18 protein-coding genes are annotated in these 21,373 nt (G+C 69.7%); 6 read left to right on the forward strand and 12 right to left on the reverse strand.

Annotation, left to right across the window (positions count from 1 at the left end; all coding sequences use genetic code 11):
* Positions 1-63 precede the first annotated feature (63 nt).
* The 3 genes from ATK30_RS39245 to xsc all read right to left on the reverse strand — a co-directional run bounded on the left by ATK30_RS39245 (position 64) and on the right by xsc (position 5,107).
* Positions 64-1,428, reverse strand: a complete 1,365-nt coding sequence (locus tag ATK30_RS39245) for an amino acid permease (RefSeq protein ID WP_244194973.1) — start codon at positions 1,426-1,428, stop codon at positions 64-66.
* Positions 1,429-1,723: 295 nt separating this feature from the next.
* Positions 1,724-3,088: an aspartate aminotransferase family protein gene (locus ATK30_RS39250; RefSeq protein WP_101439761.1), complete on the reverse strand. Its 1,365-nt coding sequence runs from the start codon at positions 3,086-3,088 to the stop codon at positions 1,724-1,726.
* Between the two features lie 210 nt (positions 3,089-3,298).
* The gene (gene xsc / locus ATK30_RS39255) at positions 3,299-5,107 is read right to left on the reverse strand and encodes a sulfoacetaldehyde acetyltransferase (RefSeq protein WP_101439762.1); all 1,809 of its coding nucleotides are present in this window, start codon (positions 5,105-5,107) and stop codon (positions 3,299-3,301) included.
* Between the two features lie 145 nt (positions 5,108-5,252).
* On the opposite strand from xsc, the gene ATK30_RS39260 reads away from it, so the two are divergent.
* The 3 genes from ATK30_RS39260 to ATK30_RS39270 are packed head-to-tail and all read left to right on the forward strand — an operon-like array spanning position 5,253 to position 8,738.
* Positions 5,253-6,098 (forward strand): IclR family transcriptional regulator, encoded by an 846-nt coding sequence (locus ATK30_RS39260; RefSeq protein WP_101439763.1) that lies wholly within the window; start codon positions 5,253-5,255, stop codon positions 6,096-6,098.
* A 13-nt stretch (positions 6,099-6,111) separates the two neighbouring features.
* Positions 6,112-7,056: an AAA family ATPase gene (locus ATK30_RS39265; protein ID WP_101439764.1), complete on the forward strand. Its 945-nt coding sequence runs from the start codon at positions 6,112-6,114 to the stop codon at positions 7,054-7,056.
* Positions 7,053-8,738 (forward strand): cobaltochelatase CobT-related protein, encoded by a 1,686-nt coding sequence (locus ATK30_RS39270; RefSeq protein ID WP_244194864.1) that lies wholly within the window; start codon positions 7,053-7,055, stop codon positions 8,736-8,738. Before ATK30_RS39265 ends, ATK30_RS39270 begins: the two co-directional genes overlap by 4 nt.
* On the opposite strand, the gene ATK30_RS39275 is transcribed toward ATK30_RS39270, so the two are convergent.
* The 6 genes from ATK30_RS39275 to ald all read right to left on the reverse strand — a co-directional run bounded on the left by ATK30_RS39275 (position 8,735) and on the right by ald (position 15,892).
* Positions 8,735-10,174 (reverse strand): sodium:solute symporter family protein, encoded by a 1,440-nt coding sequence (locus tag ATK30_RS39275; RefSeq protein WP_101439765.1) that lies wholly within the window; start codon positions 10,172-10,174, stop codon positions 8,735-8,737. The genes ATK30_RS39270 and ATK30_RS39275 overlap by 4 nt on opposite strands.
* Positions 10,168-10,416: a DUF3311 domain-containing protein gene (locus tag ATK30_RS39280; RefSeq protein ID WP_101439766.1), complete on the reverse strand. Its 249-nt coding sequence runs from the start codon at positions 10,414-10,416 to the stop codon at positions 10,168-10,170. Before ATK30_RS39280 ends, ATK30_RS39275 begins: the two co-directional genes overlap by 7 nt.
* The gene (locus tag ATK30_RS39285; protein WP_101439767.1) at positions 10,413-12,077 is read right to left on the reverse strand and encodes an amidohydrolase; all 1,665 of its coding nucleotides are present in this window, start codon (positions 12,075-12,077) and stop codon (positions 10,413-10,415) included. The genes ATK30_RS39280 and ATK30_RS39285 overlap by 4 nt, the downstream gene beginning before the upstream one ends.
* Positions 12,078-12,186: 109 nt before the next feature.
* On the reverse strand, positions 12,187-13,158 hold the full coding sequence (locus tag ATK30_RS39290; RefSeq protein WP_101439768.1) for an SDR family NAD(P)-dependent oxidoreductase: 972 nt from the start codon (positions 13,156-13,158) through the stop codon (positions 12,187-12,189).
* 62 nt (positions 13,159-13,220) lie between these two features.
* Positions 13,221-14,684 (reverse strand): MocR-like pyridoxine biosynthesis transcription factor PdxR, encoded by a 1,464-nt coding sequence (gene pdxR, locus ATK30_RS39295; RefSeq protein ID WP_101439769.1) that lies wholly within the window; start codon positions 14,682-14,684, stop codon positions 13,221-13,223.
* Between the two features lie 92 nt (positions 14,685-14,776).
* On the reverse strand, positions 14,777-15,892 hold the full coding sequence (gene ald / locus ATK30_RS39300; RefSeq protein ID WP_101439770.1) for an alanine dehydrogenase: 1,116 nt from the start codon (positions 15,890-15,892) through the stop codon (positions 14,777-14,779).
* Positions 15,893-16,096: 204 nt separating this feature from the next.
* Here ald and ATK30_RS39305 point away from each other — a divergent pair, with 204 nt between their 5' ends.
* The gene (locus tag ATK30_RS39305) at positions 16,097-17,086 is read left to right on the forward strand and encodes a phosphotransacetylase (RefSeq protein WP_101439771.1); all 990 of its coding nucleotides are present in this window, start codon (positions 16,097-16,099) and stop codon (positions 17,084-17,086) included.
* Entirely contained in the window at positions 17,083-17,754 is a 672-nt protein-coding gene (locus tag ATK30_RS39310; protein ID WP_101439772.1) for a phosphonatase-like hydrolase, read from the forward strand. Before ATK30_RS39305 ends, ATK30_RS39310 begins: the two co-directional genes overlap by 4 nt.
* Before the next feature lie 14 nt (positions 17,755-17,768).
* Here ATK30_RS39310 and ATK30_RS39315 read toward each other — a convergent pair whose 3' ends face one another.
* On the reverse strand, positions 17,769-18,332 hold the full coding sequence (locus ATK30_RS39315) for a TetR/AcrR family transcriptional regulator (RefSeq protein WP_208637539.1): 564 nt from the start codon (positions 18,330-18,332) through the stop codon (positions 17,769-17,771).
* A 71-nt stretch (positions 18,333-18,403) separates the two neighbouring features.
* Between ATK30_RS39315 and ATK30_RS39320 the strand changes: the two genes are divergently transcribed.
* Positions 18,404-19,567, forward strand: a complete 1,164-nt coding sequence (locus ATK30_RS39320) for an FAD-dependent monooxygenase (RefSeq protein ID WP_101439774.1) — start codon at positions 18,404-18,406, stop codon at positions 19,565-19,567.
* 75 nt (positions 19,568-19,642) lie between these two features.
* Here the strand turns inward: ATK30_RS39320 and ATK30_RS39325 are convergent, their stop codons facing one another.
* Together ATK30_RS39325 and ATK30_RS39330 are read right to left on the reverse strand one after the other, a co-directional pair.
* Positions 19,643-20,287 carry a cysteine hydrolase family protein gene (locus ATK30_RS39325; protein WP_101439775.1) on the reverse strand — a complete coding sequence of 215 codons (645 nt, stop codon included), beginning with the start codon at positions 20,285-20,287 and terminating at the stop codon, positions 19,643-19,645.
* Between the two features lie 73 nt (positions 20,288-20,360).
* A complete protein-coding gene (locus tag ATK30_RS39330; RefSeq protein WP_101439776.1) occupies positions 20,361-21,287 on the reverse strand; it encodes a LysR substrate-binding domain-containing protein in 927 nt (308 codons plus the stop codon).
* Between the last annotated feature and the right edge of the window lie 86 nt (positions 21,288-21,373).

Raw genomic sequence — 21,373 nt, forward strand, 5'->3', positions numbered from 1 at the left:
ATCGAGGGGTGCCAGCCGGGTGTGTGGCCTGGCCAAAGGACCACGCACCCGGCTGGCGAATCGTCAGGGTGAAGCGACTCCGGCCTCTCCTCGCGAGGAGTCCGTGTCCGCCGCCACCGCGGGACCGACTGGGCGGCGCTTCCGGAACTGGTAGGCGATCAGGATCAGCGTCAGGGTCACCGCGCTGAGCCAGAATTGCGAGCGGGTCGACGGGAGGAACGCCATGGCCAGGATGACCGCCGCCATCAGCGCGATCGTCGCGTAGCTGAGCCACGGGAACAGCCACATCTTCAGGCTCAGCGCGCCCGGATCGGTGTTCTGCAGGCGCTTCCGCAGGCGGACCTGCGCCAGGGCGATGGCCAGGTACACGAAGAGCGCGACCGCACCGTAGGAATTCACCAGGAACTGGAAGATGAGGTTCGGCGAGGTGTAAGCGGCGATGACGGAGACGTAACCGACGATCGTCCCGGCGAGGATGGCACGGCGGGGGACGCCGCTGCGGGACAGTTTCGTGAACATCTTCGGCGCGTCGCCGTTGCGGGTCAGGGCGAACAGCATCCGCGAGGACGTGTAGAGCGCGGAGTTGAGGCAGGAGAGCACCGCGGTCAGGACGATCGCGTTCATGATCGTCGCGACTGCGGGGATGCCCAGGACGTCCAGAACCGCGGCGTACGGGCTGACGGCGGTGTCGGGCGCGTTCCACGCCTTCACGGCGACCACGACGAAGACCGAGCCGACGTAGAACAGCACCACGCGGAACACGATGGAGCGCATGGCCTTGGCAATCGCGCGCCGCGGTTCGGCGGATTCGGCCGCTGCGATGGTGACGATCTCCGCGCCGGTGTAGAAGCCGACGCACGGAACCACCGCGGCCAGCACGGCGCCGATGCCCATCGGGGCGAAACCGCCGTGGGAGACCAGGTTGCCGACGCCTCCGTGCGAGCCGGGCCAGACGCCGAACAGGTACAGGGCTCCGACCACCAGGAACACTACGATCGCGATGACCTTGATGGACGAGAACCAGTACTCGAACTCGCCGTAAGACCGAGCCGAAACCAGGTTCGTGGCGGTGAGCAGCAGGAGCAGGCCGAGGCTCAGCACCCACAGGGGCACGTTCGGCAGCCACAGCTGCAGGATCCGGCCGCCGGCGACCGCTTCGACGGCCACCACGATCACGAAGAAGTACCAGTACATCCATCCGACCGTGAAGCCGGCCCGGTTGCCCATCGCCTCCCTGGCGTAGACGTAGAACGAGCCGAGCGCGGGCCGCGCGACGGTCATTTCGGCCAGCATCCGCATGATGAGGACGGTGATCAGCCCGGCGATCAGGAACGAGACCACCGCCGCGGGCCCGGCCGACTGGATGACCACGCCGCTTCCGACGAACAGGCCGGCCCCGATCACGCCGCCCAGGGCGATCAGATTCATGTGGCGTTGCTTGAGGCCGGGTTTGAGGCCGCTCTCGGCGGCTGTTTCCGGTGCAGAACCCACGTCTCCTCCTTCCGGCGGCGCCGGGGGACCTCGATGTCCCCGCGCCGGCCGCCGCCGCGATGTAGCTGAGAGCTGCTGTGTGGTTCCCGTCACCGTAAGAAGGGACAGGCCCCTCCGCGAGAGCCAGATACCACCGATGCTCTGGGACCAGAACGCACCGGTCCCGGACAGCACGACGGGTGCCGGGTGCCCCGTAACCTGCGAGGTACCCAGCGCCCGTCCTGGCTATCCGTCAGGGCTGGATCGCCTTCTCCACGTCTGTGAGCATGCCGTCGACGCCGTGCAGGAGCTCGTCCAGCACGTCCGTGTCGGCCACCAGCGGCGGCGAGATCATCAGCATGGTCGCGCCCCGGTCGTCGCCGCGGAGGATGACTCCGGTGCGGCGGAACGACTCCGGCAGGACCTCCCGCAGGACCGTCAGCGACTCCTGGTCGGTCAGCTCGCGGCCGCCGTCGCGGTCGGCCATCAGCTCGATCGCGTAGAAGAACCCGGTGCCGCGGACGTCCTTGACGCACCGGTGCGCGTCCTTGAGCGACTCCAGCGCCGCGTGCAGCTTCGGGCCTTCTTCCAGAACGTGCTGGGGCACCTTTTCGTCGCGCATCGCGCTGATGTTGGCGACCGCGATGGCCGTCGAGACCGGGTGGCCGCCCCAGGTTGCGCCGTGGGTGAAGACGCCGCCCTTCGGGGAGTCGTACAGCTCGGTGACCAGCTGCTCGCGCACGATCACGCCGCCGAGCGGGGCGTAGCCCGAGGTGGAGCCCTTGGCGAAGGTGATCAGGTCCGGGACCACGCCGGTGAGGCCGTGGCCGAAGAAGTGGCCGAGGCGGCCGAACGAGCAGATGACCTCGTCCGAGACCAGCAGGATGCCGTACTTGTCGCACAGCGCCCGCAGCGCCGGCCAGTAGCCCTCCGGCGGGACCAGCGCGCCCCGGCCGTTCTGCACCGGTTCGGCGAAGACCGCGGCGACCGTCTCCGGGCCCTCCTCGAGGATGACCGCTTCGATGGCGCGGACGCAGTCCAGCTGGTCGGCCGGACCGCAGTCGCCGGTGAAGCCGAGGGTGTTCGGGACGTGCCGGACGCCCGGCAGCAGCGGGCCGAACGGCTCCTTGATCTTGGGCAGCCCGGTGACCGACAGCGCGCCCATTGTCGTTCCGTGGTAAGCCATTTCGCGGCTGATGATCTTCGTCCGCTCGGGCGCGCCCTGGCTGCGGTGGTACTGCCGGACGAACTTCAGCGCGGTCTCGACCGCCTCCGAACCGGAGTTCACGAAGAACGTGGTGCCGAGGTCGCCGGGGGCGAGGTCGGCGATGATCCGGGCGGCTTCGATCGACGGCGGGTGCGCCGAGCCCCAGTTGCTCGCGTAGGCGAGGGTGCCGACCTGCTCGGCCGCGGCCTTGGCGATGTCCGCGCGGCCGTGGCCCATGTTGACGCAGAACAGCCCGGCGAGGCCGTCGAGGTGGCGGCGGCCCTCGGTGTCGATCAGATAGCTGCCCTCGCCGCGGACGAACACCGGGAAGTCGCTCTGCCAGGTGTCCTTGCGCGTGAAGTGCGGCCCGAGGTGTCGGCGGGCCGTGGCCCGCAGCTCCGTGACGTTCACCTGGCGACCTCCTGTGTGTTGCGAGAACGGGAATGTGTCGACGATCGCAATCTTTCTGGCCCCCGCCCAGAGCCAGAAAGCGGCCGATCACCGGTGCCAGATTGCGGGCCGGAACGCGAAAGAGCCCGGCCGGGCGCAAGGGCTCGGCCGGGCTGGGGGGTCGTGAGTGTTCATCGCGGTTCTGACCGTGATGAACACTCACGACGGGGATCAGACGTAGTCCTGGTACTTCTCCAGGAACCGCACCGGCTTCTTGAGCGCGTCGCGGCGGAACGGGTCGCCCAGCTCGCGGGTGCACATGATCTCGATGACCGTGGTGCGGCCCTCGTTCATCTGCGCGTCGACGGCCTTCTTCAGCGCTGGGCCGACATCCTCGAGCTTGTCCACGACGATGCCGTCGGCACCCATCGCCCGCGCGATCCCGGCGAAGCTCTCGCTTTCCAGTTCTCCGGCGACGAAACGGCGGTCGTAGAAGTCGACCTGGTTCTTCTTTTCCGCGCCCCACTGGCGGTTGTGGAACACGACGGCGGTGACTGGGATGTCGTGCCGCACCGCAGTCATGACCTCGCCCATGCTCATGCCCCACGCGCCGTCGCCGGCGTACGCGATCGCCGGCCGGTCCATCGCGGCGGCCTTGGCGCCGATGATGGTCGGCAGCGCGTAGCCGCAGTTGCCGAAGGACATCGGCGCGAAGAACGAACGCGGCTCCTCGAAGCGCAAGTAGCTGTGCGCCACGGAGTTGATGTTGCCGATGTCGGTGGAGACCATCACCCGCGGCGGCATGGCCTTCTCCAGTTCGCGCAGGACCTGGCGCGGGTGCAGCCAGTTGCCCTCCTCCTGCTCCTGCTCGGCGATCATGTCGAGGGAGTAGGGGTCCTTCTCGTGGGTCCACGCGGTGAGTTCTTCTTCCCACGCGTCCTTCTCGGCCTTGGTGCGGGCGGCGCGTTCGCCGCGGGTGGCGTCGCAGGCGAGCGTGCGGTCGGCGAGCCGCTCGGTCAGCGCCGCCGCGGCGGCCTTCGCGTCGCCGCAGATGCCGACGGTGATCTTCTTGACCAGGCCGAGCATCTTGTGGTCCGCGTCGATCTGGATGATCTTCGCGTTCTTGGGCCAGTAGTCCATGCCGTGCTGCGGCAGGGTGCCGAACGGCCCGAGCCGGGTGCCGAGCGCGATCACCACGTCGGCCTGCGAGATGAGCTTCATCGCGGCCTTGGAGCCCTGGTAGCCGAGCGGGCCGCACCACTGCGGGTGGCTGGCCGGGAAGCTGTCGTTGTGCTGGTAGCTGTTGACGACCGGCGCGCCGAGGCGTTCGGCGAGCGCCTTGCACTCCTCGACGCCGTCGGACATGACGACCCCGCCGCCGGAGATGATGACCGGGAACTCGGCGGTGGCCAGCAGTTCGGCGGCCTGGGCGAGGCTCTTCTCGCCGCCGGGGCCGCGGTCGAGCCGCTGCGGCTCCGGGATCTCGGTCTCGATCTCGCCGTAGAAGAAGTCGCGCGGGATGTTCAGCTGGGTCGGGCCGATTTCCGAGAGCGCCCGGTCGAAGGCCCGCGCGGTGTACTCGGCCATCCGGTTCGGGTTGTTGACGTGGGCCTGGTACTTGGTGAACTCCTGGAACATCGGCAGCTGGTTGGCCTCCTGGAAGCCGCCCAGCCCGGTCCCCATCGTGCCCGCCTCCGGCGTGATCATCACGACCGGGCTGTGCGCCCAGAACGCCGCGGCGATCGCGGTGACGCAGTTGCTGATGCCCGGGCCGTTCTGCCCGATCACCACGCCGTGCCGCCCGCTGACCCGGGCGTAGCCGTCGGCCATGTGCGCGGCGCCCTGCTCGTGCACGACCGGGACGAGCCGGATGCCGGCCGGCGCGAAGATGTCCATCGCGTCCATGAAGGCCGAGCCCATGATGCCGAAGATGTCGGTGACGCCGTTGGCCACCATCGTCTCGACGAAGGCCTCCGACGGGGTCATCTTCGCCGTCCCGCTGGCGACGGTGCGGCCGTCGCCCGTCTTCCTCTCCGCCATGGTTGAACTCCTTCGACGCTGAAAGTCTTGGTTTTCGGTACGTGAGGTTCGTGAAAGCTGAACACGACGGACCATAAGGCGCGGCGTCCGGCAGGTCAACCGGCAGTTGATGGAAAACGAGACGGGATGTGCTAGTTTTCGGAACGTGAGTGAGTTGCGGAAGACCAGCGCCGTGGAACTCGTGCGCGAGCCGGACGGCGCGGGCCTCGACGGAGACACCCCGACCATGCGGCTGTTCTCGCTGCTCGAGCTGATCGCGGCGAAGGACCAGCTGGTGACTCTGCAGAGCCTGGTCGAGGAGACCGGCCTGCCGAAGCCGACGCTGCACCGGATGCTGCAGCAGCTGGAGGGCGCGGGGTTGCTCGTGCGCCAGGCCGACGGACGCCATTACGGCACCGGCGACCGGCTGCGCCGTCTCGCGGAGAACCTGCTGCTCAACGCGACACACCACGGCGCGCGGCGCGCGGTGCTCAAGCATCTGGTCGACGAGCTGGGGGAGAGCTGCAACATCACCGCGCTGTCCGGCAGCGAAATCGTCTACCTCGACCGCGTCGAGACGCCCGAGCCGCTGCGGTTCTACCTGCGGCCCGGTTCGCGCGTGCCGATCCACTGCTCGGCCAGCGGCAAGATCATCCTCTCGCAGATGAGCCCGGCGCAGCGGCGCAAGCTGCTGGCGCACGCGCCGCTCAAGCAGTACACCCCCAAGACGGTCACCGATCTCGACGCGCTGGAGGAGGAGTTCACCCGGATCCGGCGCGACGGTTTCGCGCTGGACGACGAGGAATTCCTGCCCGGGCTCGTGTGCGTGGCGGTGCTGGTGCCCAGCCGCACCGGGCGGTCCAACCTGGCGGTCGCGGTGCAGGCCCCGGTCATGCGGCTCACCGCCGACAAGGCTTTGCAGGCGCTTCCCGCGTTGCAGCGGGCCGCCGAAGCGATCAAGGAGGTCGAGGCCGAGGGGGCGGCCGACGACGCCGACAGCATCCCGTCCTGACGGAGGTCTTCCGATGAACCCGTTGTGCGGCAACGGCCCCGACGCCCGGATCGCCGTGCGCGACACGTTCGGCCTCGACTCGGACCTGGTGGTCCCGGGCTTTTCCGAGCCCGACGAGCACGTGCCCGAGATCGACCCGGCCTACCGGTTCAACCCGGACGTGACGCTCGCGTTGCTGGCCGGATTCGCGCACACCCGGCGCGTGCTCGTGCAGGGACTGCACGGAACCGGCAAATCCACGCACGTCGAACAGGTCGCGGCGCGGCTGAACTGGCCGTGCCTGCGGGTGAATCTGGACGGCCATCTCAGCCGGCTCGACCTCGTCGGCAAGGACGCGGTGGTGCTGCGCGAAGGCAAGCAGGTCACCGAATTCCGCGAAGGAATCCTGCCGTGGTCGCTGCGGCGGCCGATCGCGCTGATCCTCGACGAGTACGACGCGGGACGGCCGGACGTCATGTTCGTCATCCAGCGGCTGCTCGAACGGGACGGCACATTCACGCTGATCGACAGCAACACCGTGCTGCGCCCGCATCCGGGCTTCCGGCTGTTCGCCACCGCCAACACGGTGGGGCTGGGCAACCTCAACGGGCTTTACCACGGGGTTCAGCGGCTCAACCACGCGCAGATCGACCGGTGGAACATCGTCGCGGCGCTCGATTACCTGCCGCCCGAAGAGGAAATCGCGATCGTCCGGGCGCGCGTGCCGCGGCTGTCCGGGCAGTTCGTCGAGGCCATGGTGGCGGTCGCCGGGCTGACCCGCGAGGGGTTCCGGGCCGGCGATCTGTCCGCGCTGATGTCGCCGCGCACGGTCATCACGTGGGCCGAGAACTGCGAGATCTTCGGCGATCCGGCGCTCGCGTTCCGGCTGACCTTCCTCAACAAATGCGACGAGGCCGAACGGCCGGTCGTCGCCGAATACTTCCAGCGCTGCTTCGATCTGGAGCTGGCCGCGGCGTGAGCACGCCGGAGACCCGGGCCCGCCAGCGGGTCGAGGAGCTGTCCGCGGCGGCGATCCGGGCGGTCAGCGGGTCGCCGGACGCGCATTTCCGGGGCGGGCGCTTGCATCGCGGCATCCGTCCGGTGCCGATGCCTGCCCCGCATTTGCGCGCCGACGACGAGGATGTGCAGTCCTTCCGGGGCGCGGCGGACGGGATGGCGCTGCACCTGAGCCGGTCGGATCGGGACTTGCACCGCCGGCTGCGGCCGGAAGGCGGCGTCGAGCGGCTGCTGTTCGAGCTGCTGGAGCAGTTCCGGGTCGAGTCGTTGGTTCCGGCCGGTTTTCCCGGCGTGACAGCGAATTTGCGGCGGCGGCACGAACGATGGTCGCTGTCGGCGCACCACAATGGACTGACCGAATCCGCGCGCGGCGTGCTGATTTACACCGTCGCGCAGGTCGCGCGGGCGCGCATCACCGGCGAACCGGTCGTGGCGGAGACCGAGGATCTGATCGAAGCGACCCGGGCGGCGATCGCGCCGATGCTCGGGGCGCAGTTGGCCGGCCTCCGGCGGAGCCGGGCTGATCAGGCCGCGTTCGCCGAGCACGCACGGGCGCTGGCCGAGACGGTCGCCGGGTTGCTGGAGCCGGAGAAATCCGAGAAATCCGAGGACGAGGACGAGGAAGACGCTGCGGCGTATGCGTTGCTGCTGGATTTCGACGATGAAACCGGCAGCGAGGAAGGCGGCACCGCGCGTCTCGGCGACCATCAAGGACCGGTGGCGGCCGGGTCGTATCGGGTTTTCACCACCGCCTACGACCGGGAGGACCGGGCCGGTCCGCTGGTGCGGCCGGAATTGTTGCGGGAGCTGCGCGACCAGTTGGACGCACGGGTCGCTAAGCAGGGCGTCAACGTGGCACGGCTGGCGCGTGAACTCACGGCGGTGCTCGCTGAGCCGGAACGGTCCGGGTGGGACGGCGCGCAGGAGGAAGGCCAGATCGACGGCCGGGCCCTCGCGCGGTTGATCGCGACGCCCGCGGACCATCGCGTGTTCCGGGTCGAGCGGACCGAACCGGTCGCCGACGTCCTGGTCACGTTCCTGATCGATTGCTCGGGTTCGATGAAGGCGCACCGGGAAACCGTTGCGGTGCTGGTCGATCTCTTCGCTCGCGCGCTCGATCTCGCCGGTGCGAGGTGCGAAATCCTCGGCTTCACCACCGGTGCCTGGCACGGTGGCCGCGCGCGGCGGGATTGGCTGCGCGCCGGGCGGCCGAAGCAGCCGGGGCGGCTCAATGAGCGTCGGCACCTGGTGTTCAAGGACGCTGCGACGCCCTGGCGGCGCGCTCGGCGGGATGTCGCGGCGTTGCTCAAAGCTGATCTGTTCCGCGAGGGCATCGACGGCGAAGCGCTCGCGTGGGCTGCGGAACGGGCGCAGGCGTGGGAGGCCCGGCGGCGGCTGGTTTTCGTGCTGTCGGACGGAAGCCCGATGGACGGAGCGACCGCGCTGGCCAACGAGGAGCGCTACCTCGACCGCCATCTGGTGCGGGTGGCCGACGGGTTGGAGCGGGGCGAGACGGAGGTGTACGGCATTGGGGTCGGGCTCGATCTCAGTGCGTATTACCGCCGGAGTTTGGCCTTGGACGCCGCGGAAGGCACGGGGTTCCGCGCCTTCCGCGAGATCCTCGATCTGCTCGCCCGCCGCTAGCCGGCTGGTTGGGTGACCGGCGCGGCCCTGGCCGGTTCGCGACGCTCCAACGCGATCGGAGAACGCTTCTTGCCGGGAGCGAGCAGGCTCCAGCCGAACACGATCACCAGGTTCACGCCCATCGACACGAGACCGGTGTTGAGGCCGCCGAGCGTGATGCCGGTGGCGTACAGGACGACCGCGGTCACCACGCCGACCACCATGCCGGTCGCGATCGCGGCCGTGCGCACCCGCCGGGCGAACAGGATCGCCAGCCAGCCCGGCACGACCTGGGCCAGCAGGTTGTAGGTCAGGTTCAGCACGGTGAGCATGAGCGTCGAAGCGGTCAGCGTGAGCACGGCGGCGAGCACCAGGAAGACCGCCACCGCCACGACCGTCCACCGCCGTTGTGCCGCGGGGCGGACGTTCGGGGCCAGGTTTCGGCTGACCATGCCGCCGATCGCCAGCGCCGTCGCGGACAGCACCAGCACGCCGGACAGCGCGGCACCGGCGGCCACGAGGCCCAGAACCGGTTCCGGGAGAAGGCCTTTCGCGGTCACCATGAAGACCGTGTTCGGATTCTTCAACCCGGGGTGCTGTTTCAGCCCGTAGTAGGCAGCGAAGACGAGGAACGGGTAGATCAGCATGTACAGCGGCATCCACACCGTCGAACTCTTCACCGCCCGCTCCGAACGCGCCGGGAACACGTACGCGCCGCCGAAGCCGAGGTAGAAGACCACGCTCTGGAACAGGATCGTGGTCATCGCGAACCACAGATCCGGGCCGCCCATCGTGGTTTGCGCCCTGGCCAGCGCCTCCGGCCCGGTCACCCCGGACGTCCCGCCGGCCACCAGCACCGCGGCGAGGCCGACGAGCACCACCCCGAGCAGCATGAACGCGTCCTTGAGGATCGAGACGAACGCGGGGGAGCGGATGCCGGACACGGCGATGTAGGCGAACGCGATGATCCCGGCCAGCAGCACGCACTGCACGGGCGTCAGTTTCAGCCCGAGGTTGCTCAGCACGACTTGCAGGCCGATGAACTGGTACTGGCCCCACGGCACGAGCGCGATGAGCATCGTGACGCAGGTGATCAGCTCGAGCGTCCGGCTGCCGTAGTGGCGGCCGAAGACGTCCGGGACGGTCATCGCGTCGTGCTTGCGCGCGGCGCGCCAGACCAGCGGGGCGAGGAAGTAGCCCAGCGAGTAGGCGAGCAGGATGTAGCCGAGGAACCAGATTCCGTAGCTCGCGCCGTGGGCGTAGATCCCGCTCGGGAAGCCGATCATCGTGCCGATGCTGTACACCTCGCCGACGGCCAGGAAGTACAGCAGCCACGGCGGGAACGAGCGGCCGCCGACCAGGAACTCGGAGATCCCGCCGCCGCGCGAGGAGCGGCCCGCCCACAGCGCCAGCAGGATCGACAGTCCCATCACGACCGCGACGATGAGAATCAGCATTCCCGGTCCTCCTTCGCGGGTGCGTTGCCGGGCGGGTCCGCCGGGTAGTGCTGACGGTCGAAGAACCGCCAGCTGATCCACAGGCACAGGGTGGTCAGCGGGAAGCAGAGGAACATCCAGAAGAACACCAGCGGGAACCCGGCGACGGTCGCGGGCGAGCCCGCCACCAGGGGGATTCCGCCGAGGATCGCGACCGCGGGGATGCCGAGCCCGACGCACAGGCTCGGCCAGCTCCGGATCATCGGACGCCTCCGGTCGCGACGGGATCGCGCTGCCAGACCACCTGTCCGCCGATCACCGTGGCGTCGACGGTCAGGTCCCGGATCCGGCTCGGGTCCACCGCGGTCGGATCCTCGGACAGCACGATGAGATCCGCGAGCTTGCCGGCTTCGAGACTCCCCTTGAGGGTTTCCTCTCCGGCCAGATACGCGGCGTCGATCGTGTACCCGCGCAGGGCGGCTTCGACGTCGATCGCCTGCTCCGGCCCCAGCAGCTGGCCGCTGCTCGTTTGCCGGGCGACGGCGCACCAGATGCCCTCCAGCGGCGGCACCGGCGTGACCGGGGTGTCGGAGTGGAGTCCGAAGTGGATTCCGCGGGAGCGCGCCGACGCGAGGGGGCTGATCCGGCGAGCCCGGTCCGGCCCGAGGAACACGTCCCGGTGCCGGTCGCCCCAGTAGTAGACGTGCTTGATGAAGAAGGACGCGGCGATGCCGTGTTCCGCCATCCGATCGAGCTGGTCCTCGCGGGCGGTCTGGCAGTGTTCGATGCGGTGCCGTCGACCGGTGCCTTCGGGCGCGCCCAGGCGGGCGTAGCCGTCGATGATGGCGTCGATCGCCGCGTCGCCGTTGCCGTGCACGGCGACCTGCCAGCCCGCGGCGTCGAGCGCGGCGATGCGGCGGGACAGGTCGTCCGGCTCGAGCAGCATCATGCCGTGCTCGTCGGGGTCGCAGGTGTAGCCCTCGGCCAGGCAGCCGGTGCGGCCCTGGATCGAGCCGTCCGCGACGATCTTGATGCCGTTCATGGTGAATCCGTCCGGGTTGGACGGATCGGGCGGTTCTGGCGTGCCCTCGGCGAGGCCGGGCAGGAGGGTGTGGAAGAGGTAGCCGTGGATGCGGGTGCGCAGCTTCCCCGCGCGGGTCAGCATCCGGTACGCGGCGAGTTCCTGTTCGCCGCCGATCAGGCCGATTCCGGTGTCGTGCACTGAAGTGACACCGTTGCGCAGGTACTCGGCGTCGGCCAGTTGGAGCGCCGCGGCCAGTTCGTCGGGGCCTTGCGCGGGCATCGCGGAGTTGACCAGGAACGCCGCGGTCTCGATGAGGAGACCGGTCGGTTCGCCGCGTTCGTCGCGGGCGATGGCGCCGCCGGGCGGATCGGGCGTGGCCGCGGTGATGCCGACCGCTCGCAGCGCGGCCGAATTCGCCACGGAGAAGTGGCCGGTCACATGGGTGAGCAGGACCCGGTTGCGCGGCGACGCCGGGTCCAGGTCGTGCCGGGTGGGATGCCGGTTGTCGGCGAGAAGAGTGTCGTCGTAACGGAAACCCTTGATCCATTCGCCGGGGCCGAAGTCGCGCGCCGCCTGCCGGACGCGGTCGGCGATGTCGCTGATCCGGTCGTTGGGCGGGCTGCCGGCGTCGACCGGGGCCGCCAATGCCATGCCGAAGAACGACGGATGGTTGTGCGACTCCACGAAACCCGGGACGACCGTGCGCCCGGCCAGGTCGAGCACCGTCGTTTCGGGACCGGCGAGGGCGGCGATCGCGCGGTCGTCGCCGACCTCGGTGATCCGGCCGCCGCGAGCGGCGAGCGCGGTCGCGCGCGTCCCGCCTCGGTCCAGAGTCAGCACCGTGCCCCCGACCACCACCAGGTCGGGAGCCGGACGAGCGGATGCCGCGGGTTCGCCCACGAGGGGACCTCCTTGTCCACGTGTCCTGCCCCCACGACAGTGCCGGGGGAGCTGGCCCGCGAACAGGTCCAGAAAGCGACGCGCGCGTGGTGCCAGAAGCGGGCGCGCGCTAGACGATGTCGAGCAGCGAGACCTCGCCCTCGCTGCCCACGATGCCGAGCGGCTTGCTGGTCGCGTCGTCGACGATCTCGGCGAGGTGTTCGGCGATGTCCTCCGGGGTGGTGTCCGGGTTGGCGTAGCCCTCGTTCATCGTGAGCGCGATGCGCTGCATGTGCCCGCCCTGGGTCAAGAAGGTCTCGCCGGTCACCGCGCAGTCTTCGTGGGCGAAATAGGCGACCAGCTGCGAAGCCATGGACGGCGTCATCTTCTCTTTCAGCGTTTCCTTGAGCGAGTCGGGAATGTCGGCTTCCTCGGCCAAGCGGGTGTAGGCCGTCGGCGCGATCGCGTTCACGCGGATGCCCGCCGCCTTGCCTTCCAGGGCGAGGCACCGGGTGAACCCGAAGACCGCGGCCTTGGAGGTGACGTAGGGAGTCTGGCCCTCCCAGCCGACGATGGTGGGCGACGAGGTGTTGACGATGCGGCCGGACCCGCTGGCGGCCAGGTGCGGCCACGCGGCGGCGGCGATCGCGGCCGTGCCGAAGAAGTTGACCTCCATCTGGCGCCGGATCTGGTCGACGGCGCCGGGCGAGCCGATCGGGGCGGGCACGTTGATGCCGGCGTTGTTCACGACGATGTCGAGCTTTCCGAACGCGTCGATCGCGGCCTGCACTACGGATGCGGCGTTGGCGGCGACGTCGTCGTGGTTCGCGGCGGCGGTGCCGCCCGCTGCCTTGATCTCGGCGACGACTTCGTCGGCCGGGCTCGGGCTGGCGCCGGAACCGGTCGGGTCGCCGCCCAGGTCGTTGACGAGCACCGAAGCGCCCCGTGCGGCGAGGAGCAGGGCGTGCGAACGGCCCAGGCCGCGTCCGCCGCCGGTCACCAGTGCCACTTTGCCGTCGAAACGCAGCATCTCGGGGTTCTCCTCGTCGTCTTCGGGGCCTTCTTCGGATCGGCTGCCGACGGCCTCCCGTGCGTCGCACAATATGTTATATATTTTAGGTAGTTGTCAAGGATCGAGGCGCGGCGGCCGGTCCCGGGCGCCGGTCAGCCGCCGAGCAGCTCGCGGCAGAGGTCTCCGAGCAGCCGGATCCCCGGGTCGATCGCGGACGGCGGGGTGGCGGAGAAGCCGATGCGGAAGTGGTTGCGCGGCGGATCGTCTCCGAGGAAGAAGATGTCGCCGGGTTCGATGAGGACTCCCAGTTCCTCCGCGCGCGCCACCAGGACCCGGCAGTCCAGTTCGGACGGCCCGGTCATCCACAGGCTGACGCCGCCGGGCGGGTACGGACCCTGGGCCCACGGCAGGTATTCGGTGACCGCGGCGCAGGTGGCGGTCCACTTGCGCATGAGTTTCGTACGGTAGCGGCGCAGCGAACGGTGGTACTCGCCGCTTTCGATGAGCAGCGCCAGTGCCCGTTGCAGCTGGCCGGGCGGATGGCGCAGGACGTAGCGGCGGGCCTCGCGCAGCGCGCGCACCAGCTCCCGGGGCCCGACCAGGTAGCCGAGACGCAGGCCGGGGGAGAGGAATTTGGAGAAGGTGCCGAGGTAGACCGCGTCGCCGCTGTTGTCGAGCGCCTTCAACGCCGGGGTGGGACTGCCCTGGTAGCGGAATTCGCTGTCGTAGTCGTCTTCGACCACCACGGTGCCGGACGCCGCTGCCTGGGCGAGCAGCTGGCGGCGGCGGCCGATGCTGAGGGTCGCGTTGGTCGGGTGCTGATGGCTGGGGGTGAGGTAGAGAAGGTCGATCCCGTCGAGCGATTCGGGCGGTTGCAGGCCGCGGGAGTCGACGTCGATTCCGGTCACGCGGGCGCCGGTGCGGAGGAAAATGTGCCGGGCGTCGAGGTAACCGGGGTTTTCGATGCCCACGACCTGGTCCGGCCCGAGCAGGACGCGGCCGAGCAGGTCGAGGCCCTGCTGCGAGCCGACGGTGATCAGCACTTCTTCCGGGTCCGCTTCGATGCCGCGGGTGGTCAGCAGCTGGCGGCAGACCATTTCGACCAGCATCGGGTCGTCGGAGCCGACGCTGTCCTGCAGGCTGTGGAAGACGTGCGGCCGGTAGAGGGAGTCGCGGAGGCAGCGCGTCCAGGACCGGGCCGGGAACGCGGTGATGTCGACCTGCCCGGCGAGGAACGGGTACGGGTAGCTGGCCCAGTCGGTGCGTTTCTCGATGTGGGCGACGCCGGCGTCCGGGAACCGGCGAACCCGGCCCGCCCAGTCGATCCGCGATTCGGTGTCCCGTTCCTCCACCGCGCAGTGCGGGCGCATCTCGCCGTTGACGAACAGTCCGCTGCGTTCGCGGCTTTCCACGTAGCCCTCGGCGACCAGCTCCTGGTAGGCGAGGTTGATCGTGTTGCGGGAAACGCCCAGTTCGACGGCCAGTTCCCGCGAGCTGGGCAGCCGGCGGGCCGGGTCGAACGTGCCGATGGCGATCCCGTGCTCGATCGCCCGCCGGACCTGGCGGTACAGCGGTTCGTCCGACGAGCGGTCGATCTCGATCAGCGTGCGGGGCAAGGGTGGTCTCCCAAGTGGCCGGCGTGCAGCGGGGTGGGCTGAAACGTAACTCGCGGTGGCCGGTTTTCCCACCCCACGCCACGCCGATCGGCTCAGGCCAGCGCGTCGGCGACGTCGGTGACGGGCAGGCCGTGCGCCCGGGCGACCGGCTCGTAGGTCAGCGCCCCGGCCACCGTGTTCACGCCGCCGCGGAGTTCGGGCGTGTCCTGCACCGCCGTGCGGAGGCCCTTGTTCGCGATTTCGAGCGCGTAGGGGAGCGTGACGTTGGTGAGCGCGTGCGTGGAGGTGTGCGGGACGGCACCGGGCATGTTGGCCACGCAGTAGAACACCGATTCGTGCACCCGGAAGGTCGGCTCGGCGTGGGTCGTCGGGCGCGAGTCCTCGAAGCAGCCGCCCTGGTCGATCGAGATGTCCACCAGCACGCTGCCCGGCTTCATCCGCGAGACCGTTTCGTTGGACACCAGGCTCGGGGCCTTCGCGCCCGGGACGAGCACCGCGCCGATCACCAGGTCGGCCTCGAGTACGGCCTGCTCGATCGCGTAGGCATTCGCCGCGGCTGTGCGGATGCGGCCCTGGTACATGCGGTCGGCGGCGCGGAGTTTGTCCACGTTCTTGTCGAACAGCACGACGTCGCCCCAGGTCCCGGCCGCGACGGCGACCGCGTTCATCCCGGCGACGCCCGCGCCCAGCACGACCACGCGGGCCGGCGGCACCCCGGAGACGCCGCCGATCAGCACGCCGCGGCCGCCGTTGACGCGCATCAGCGTCTGCGCTCCGACCTGCGGGGCGAGCCGTCCGGCCACCTCGCTCATCGGAAACAGCAGCGGCAGGGAGCCGTTCGGCAGCTGGACCGTTTCGTAGGCCACCGACGTCGTGCCCGCGTCGAGCAGCGCCTTGGTGCACGGCTCGCTCGCGGCGAGGTGCAGGTAGGTGAACAGCAGCTGGTCGGACCGCAGCCGGTGGTACTCCTCGGCGACCGGCTCCTTGACCTTCAGGACCATTTCCGCGGTGCCCCACACGTCGTCCGCGTGGTCGAGCAGCTTCGCGCCGGCGGCCGCGTAGTCCTCGTCGCGGATGGACGAGCCCTCGCCCGCGCCGCGTTCCACGAAGACCTCGTGGCCGGCCGAGGTGAACTCGTGCACTCCGGCCGGCGTCGCCGCCACCCGGTATTCGTGGTTCTTGACCTCGCGAGGCACACCGATCTTCATCGCCTGCTCCCATCTGCCGTGTGTGGTGCGACCGAGAGTGCGGGAGGACTGGCCACCGCGAAAGTGCCAGAAACCGCTCGGTCGACGGGTCCAGTCCGCGCGGCTTCTGGACCTGTCAACGGGGACATTTCTGGCTCTGTCGCTGGGGGCCAGCGGCCGAGATCCTGCTCGGGCAGCACTGCCGTCCGCGAGGGAGTTTGCGAGATGACCATGGCCCCTCTGGCCGAGACCTGGCGGGAACGCGTCGGCGACGCCCGGCCGCGGATCGCGCTGGCCGACGGTGCTGACCCGCGCGCCGTCACCGCGGCCGCGCACCTGGTCGAGCGGGGTGAGGTCGAGCCGGTGCTGGTGGGTCCGTCGGCGGAGATCGCCGCTGTCGCGGCCGAGCTGGGCTTTCCGGCGCCTCCTTTCCTGGACACTGCCGCCCTGGCCGCCGACGACGCGGTCCTGGCGCGGCTGGCCACGTCCTTCCCCGACCGGGTCGACACGGTCCGCGCCGATCCGGTCGCGCTTTCCGCCGCGCTTCTCGCGCTCGGCCGGGTGGACGCGTGCCTGGCGGGTGCGACGCGGCCGACGTCCGATGTCCTCCGGGCGGGTTTGCGGATCGTCGGACTCGCTCCCGGAGTGCGGACTCTCAGCAGTTGTTTCCTGATGTTGTTGCAGGACGGCCGATCGCTCACTTTCGCTGACTGCGCGGTGGTTCCCGAGCCGGATGCGGACGCGCTGGCCGATATCGCCGTGGGCGCGGCGTCAACGCACCGCGCGCTGACCGGAACCGAGCCGGTCGTGGCGATGCTGTCGTTCAGCACGCAAGGCAGTGCCAAGCATTCCGCGGTGGACAAGGTTCGTCAGGCGACTTCGCTGGTGCGGGAACGGCTTCCTGGCGTTGATGTGGATGGCGAGTTGCAGTTCGACGCCGCTGTCGTCGACGCAGTGGGGATCGCGAAGGCACCGCGTTCGACCGTGGCTGGGCGGGCGAATGTGTTGGTGTTCCCCAATCTCGACGCGGGGAACATCGCTTACAAGATCGCAGAACGCCTCGGCGGAGCGACCGCGCTCGGGCCGATCCTGCAAGGCGTCGCAGCGCCGCTGCACGACCTGTCGCGCGGCTGCAGCGCGGCTGACATCGAGACGATGGCCCTGATCAGCGCGGTGCACGCGGTGACCGGGCGGGAAGTGGAGAAGGTCCGATGAACGTGGAACTGGTCGTGCTGGACATGGCAGGCACAACGGTCCGCGACGACGGCGCGGTCGAGGCGGCGTTTTCGGCGGCGCTGGAGGCGGTGGGGGTGCCCGCGGACTCGCCGGAGCGCGAGGATGTGGATGCCTACGTCCGGGACACCATGGGGCAGTCGAAAATCGAGGTCTTCCGGGCGCTGTTCCCGGCCGAAGGTGTTGCGGAGAAGGCGAACCGGGTTTTCGAGAGCGCGTTCGCTTCGCGGGCGATTGAGGTCGCTGAGCCGCTGCCCGGTGCGGAGGAAGCAATCGACAAGTTGCGCGCCCAGGGGCGTCGGGTGTGCTTGAGCACGGGGTTCTCGGCTCGGACTCGGGATGCGCTGCTGGCGCGGCTCGGGTGGACGGAACTGGCGGATCTGGTGGTATGCCCGGCGGACGCGGGCGGACGAGGGCGGCCGTTCCCGGACATGGTGCTGACTGCGGTGCTGCGCTTGGGGATTACTGACGTGCGCGCGGTCGCGGTGGCGGGGGATACCGGGTTCGACATGCTGACCGGCCGCCGAGCAGGAGCGTCGGTGGCGGCGGGGGTGCTGACCGGGGCGCATGACGAGGCGACGTTGCGGGCCCACGGGGCGACGCATGTGCTGGGCTCGGTGGCGGAGTTGCCGGGGGTTCTTGAGCGTTAGCGAGGCGTCGTCGGTCAGGCGGGTGGAGCCACCGCGGTAGCGATCAACGCTCGTGCCGCGATCTCGATCCTCTCCTCGTCTCCGGTCACGATCCGGTCCAGGCACAACCCGCGCAGGCCGGAGATCAGCAAGCTCGCCCGCGCGGCTGCCTCGGGTTCGGGGTAGCCCAGCTTCCGGTACACCGGCACCAACGGCTCCACCATCGCGGTGATCGCTTCCCGAGCCACCGTCAGGTACCGCTCCGGCTGGGTCGGGGCCAGCGCCAGTACCTGGAACAGGATGTGGATCGGCCGTTGCTGGCGGCCTCGGGTGATCGCGTGCCACAGGGCGTGTGCTGCGGCGCTGAGGGATTTCTCGTCGTGCACTGAGTGGAAGAGTTCGGTGACGTCCGGGCGGCTCGCGGCGATCGCTTCGGTGATCAGGTTTTCCCGGCTGCCGAAGTAGTACAGCAGCATGCGCTTGCTCGTCCCCAGTGCTTCGCCCATCGGGGCGAGCGACAGGTCCGCGATGCCGTGCGTCGCGAGGTAGTCCACGGCTTGCTGCAGCAGCTCGGCGCGACGGCCGGTTCCGGAGTCCACCTCTTGACTGTACCGATCGGTACATCGTACCGTCCAACCTTGTACCGATCGGTACACGGCGAGGAGGGCTCATGGCGCTTTCGGTGGCGATAGTCGGCGGCGGGATCGGCGGGCTGACGCTCGCGCTCGCGTTGCGGGAGCGCGGGATCGGCGCGGAGGTGTACGAGCGGTCGGCCGAACTGCGCGAGATCGGGGCCGCGGTGGCCTTGTCCGCCAACGGTTCCCGGGTCTTGGCGCGGCTCGGGTTGAGGGACGAGCTGTCCGCGTGTTCGGCGGTGCCGACGGAGCTGGTCTACCGGCATTGGCGGGGCGGGCGCCGGGTGGTCGCGTATCCGGTCGGGGACAGCTACGAGGAACGGTTCGCCGGGCCGTATTTCGGGGTGCATCGGGCGGATTTGCAGCGGATCCTCGCCGGCGCGTGCGGGAATGTCCATCTTGGACGCCAGGTGACCGGAGTGGTCGAGGACGGGCCGCGGTACCGGCTCGAGTTCGCCGATGGCGCAAGCGAAACCGCTGATGTCGTGGTGGGTGCGGACGGGGTGCATTCGACCGTTCGCGAGTGGGTCGAACCCGCGCCGCTTGCCCGGTATTCGGGTTCGAGCGGCTTTCGCGGGCTGGTGCCGGTTGAACAGCTGCCGTCGTTGCCGGATGCCGGGGCGATCCAGTTCTGGATGGGGCCCGGCGGGCATCTGCTGCACTACCCGATCGGCGACGGGTCGGTGGTGAATTTCCTTGCGGTGCTGGACGAACCGGACGCTTGGGAGCGGGAGTCGTGGACGGAGGACATTCCTCGGGAGCGCATCGACGCGGCTTTTGAGGGCTGGCATCCGGCGGTGCGCGAGATGGTCGGCGCGACGACTCTGCAGCAGCGGTGGGGGTTGTTCGGCCAGTATCCGCTCAACCGCTGGCATCGCGGCGGAGTGGTGCTCCTCGGCGACGCCGCGCACGCGATGCTGCCGCATCATGGGCAGGGTGCCAATCAGACGATCGAGGACGCGGTGACGCTCGCCGAGTGCCTGGCGAGCGATTCCCGCGAGGCGGCGCTCGCCCGGTACGAGAAGCTGCGGCGGCCGCGGACCCGGGCGGTCCAGCGGAGTTCGTGGGTGGCTAATGCGCTGCTGCATGTGCCGGACGGTCCGGCGGCAGACGCGAGGGATGTTGCGCTCCGGCGGATCGGCGAGACGCTGGAGTGGATTCACTCCCATGACGCGCTGGCGACGGCCGGGCGCGGCTAACCGGACCCCGTTCCGCGAAGGTTCGGCCTCGGCCGGTGCGGGGGGACGTCGAGTCGGTGAAACGCAGGGGCGTTGCTAGGCGGCTCCCTTTTCCGCGAGAGCCTTGAACTCGGCACTCGTCAGCACGTCCGCGGTCGACTGGGCGAGGACGACCAGCGTCGCCGCGTGCACCTCGGCGGCGGACATCGCGCCGTGGCCCAGATCCGGGTGGTCGTAGGTGGCGCACGCGTCCGACAGCACTGCGGTGCGGAAGTCGCGGAACATCGCGTCGCGGATGGTGGCGTGGACGCAGTCCTCGGTCGTCACTCCGGTGGCGACCAGGGTGTCCACACCTCGTCCGCGGAGCTGCATTTCGAAATCGGTGCCGAAGAAGGCGCTGTAGCGGTGCTTGGGGATCAGCGGTTCGTCCGGGCGGCGGTCCACTTCGGAGTACAGCGCGGCGCCGGGCGTGCCTTCGATGAGTGCTTGGCCTTGCGCGATCGGCGGGTACAGGTCGGCGAAGCGGCCCATGTCGGAGCCGTCGGGACGGTGGACGTGCGCGGTGAAGAACACCGGGATGCCCGCGTCGCGGCAGAACCGCACGGTGTCGTTGAGGACGGGGATCATGGCGCGTCCGGCCGGGGATTCCAGCGGGGCGCCCGGGGCCAGGAAGTCGTGCTGCATGTCGATGACGACCAGCGCGGTGCGGGCCGGATCGACGGTGGACAAGCGGTAACCCATGGAACGCTCCCTCCGCGGAGGTCCATGAGGTATCACGGTTTGCCGTCGGTCGTCAAGAAAGCGACAGAAGGTGTCAGGCGTCTTCGATCTGCGCCGCGACCGTGTGCAGGGACTCGATCAGTGCCTGGGTGGCCGGATTGAGCCTGCGCCCGGCGGCTAGCGTCAGGCCGACGCTGTGCCCGATGTTCTCCAGCGGCGTCGGCAGCGTGACCAGCCGCGGGTCGTCCATCCCGAGAAGGCCGGGGAGCGCGGCGACCATGGCGGTTTCGGTGAGCAGCTGCCGGACCGTGAGAAACGACGTCGCCTCGACGCGGTTGGCGGGCAGGTCAAGACCGTGCTGGGCGAAGAGGCTTTCCAGCTCCTGGCGCAGCATCGTTTCGGTGCCGGGCACGATCCACGGGAACTCCGCCAGATCCTCCAGCGAGACGTTGTCGCGCGCGGCGAGCGGATGGTGCGCGCCGGCGACTACCCGGATCGACTCCTGGTACAGCGCTCGCCGCCGGGTGCCTTCCGTGCCGGGGCCGCTCAGCCGGCCGACGATGACGTCCACCCGGCCCGCGGTCAGCTCCACGAGCAGCGACTCCGGCGTGCCCTCCCGGACGACGACGGTGACCAGCGGATGGTCCTCCTTGAGGTGCGCGATCGCCCGCGGCAGCAACAAGTTCGAGCCGGCGAGGTGGATGCCCGCGACGACCCGGCCGCGGGTCGCGTCAGCGATTTCCACAACGTGCCGTGCCGCGTGGGTCAGCTGGGCGAGCACGGCGCGCGCGTGCTCGGTGAACGCGGTCCCGAACTCGGTCGGCGTGATCCCGCGCGGCCCGCGTTCGTAGAGCGGCACGCCGAGGATCGCTTCGAGATCGTGCAGGCCGCGCGTGACGACCGGCTGAGTCACGTGGAGTGCGGCGGCCGCGCCGACGACGCTGCCCTGCTCGGTGAGGGTGTCCACCAGCACGAGGTGCCTGAGCTTGAGGCGGCCGTCGAGCAGGCGGGGCATGTCCATTCCGGCGACATTACTGGCCGGGCCGGGTTCCGGCGTCACGGGCGGACGAGCTGAGCGCGGACCCGGGGTCGGCGAGGTCGAGGAAG

It is taken from the genome of Amycolatopsis echigonensis, from assembly GCF_002846615.1.
GTDB classification, from domain to species: Bacteria; Actinomycetota; Actinomycetes; order Mycobacteriales; family Pseudonocardiaceae; genus Amycolatopsis; species Amycolatopsis echigonensis.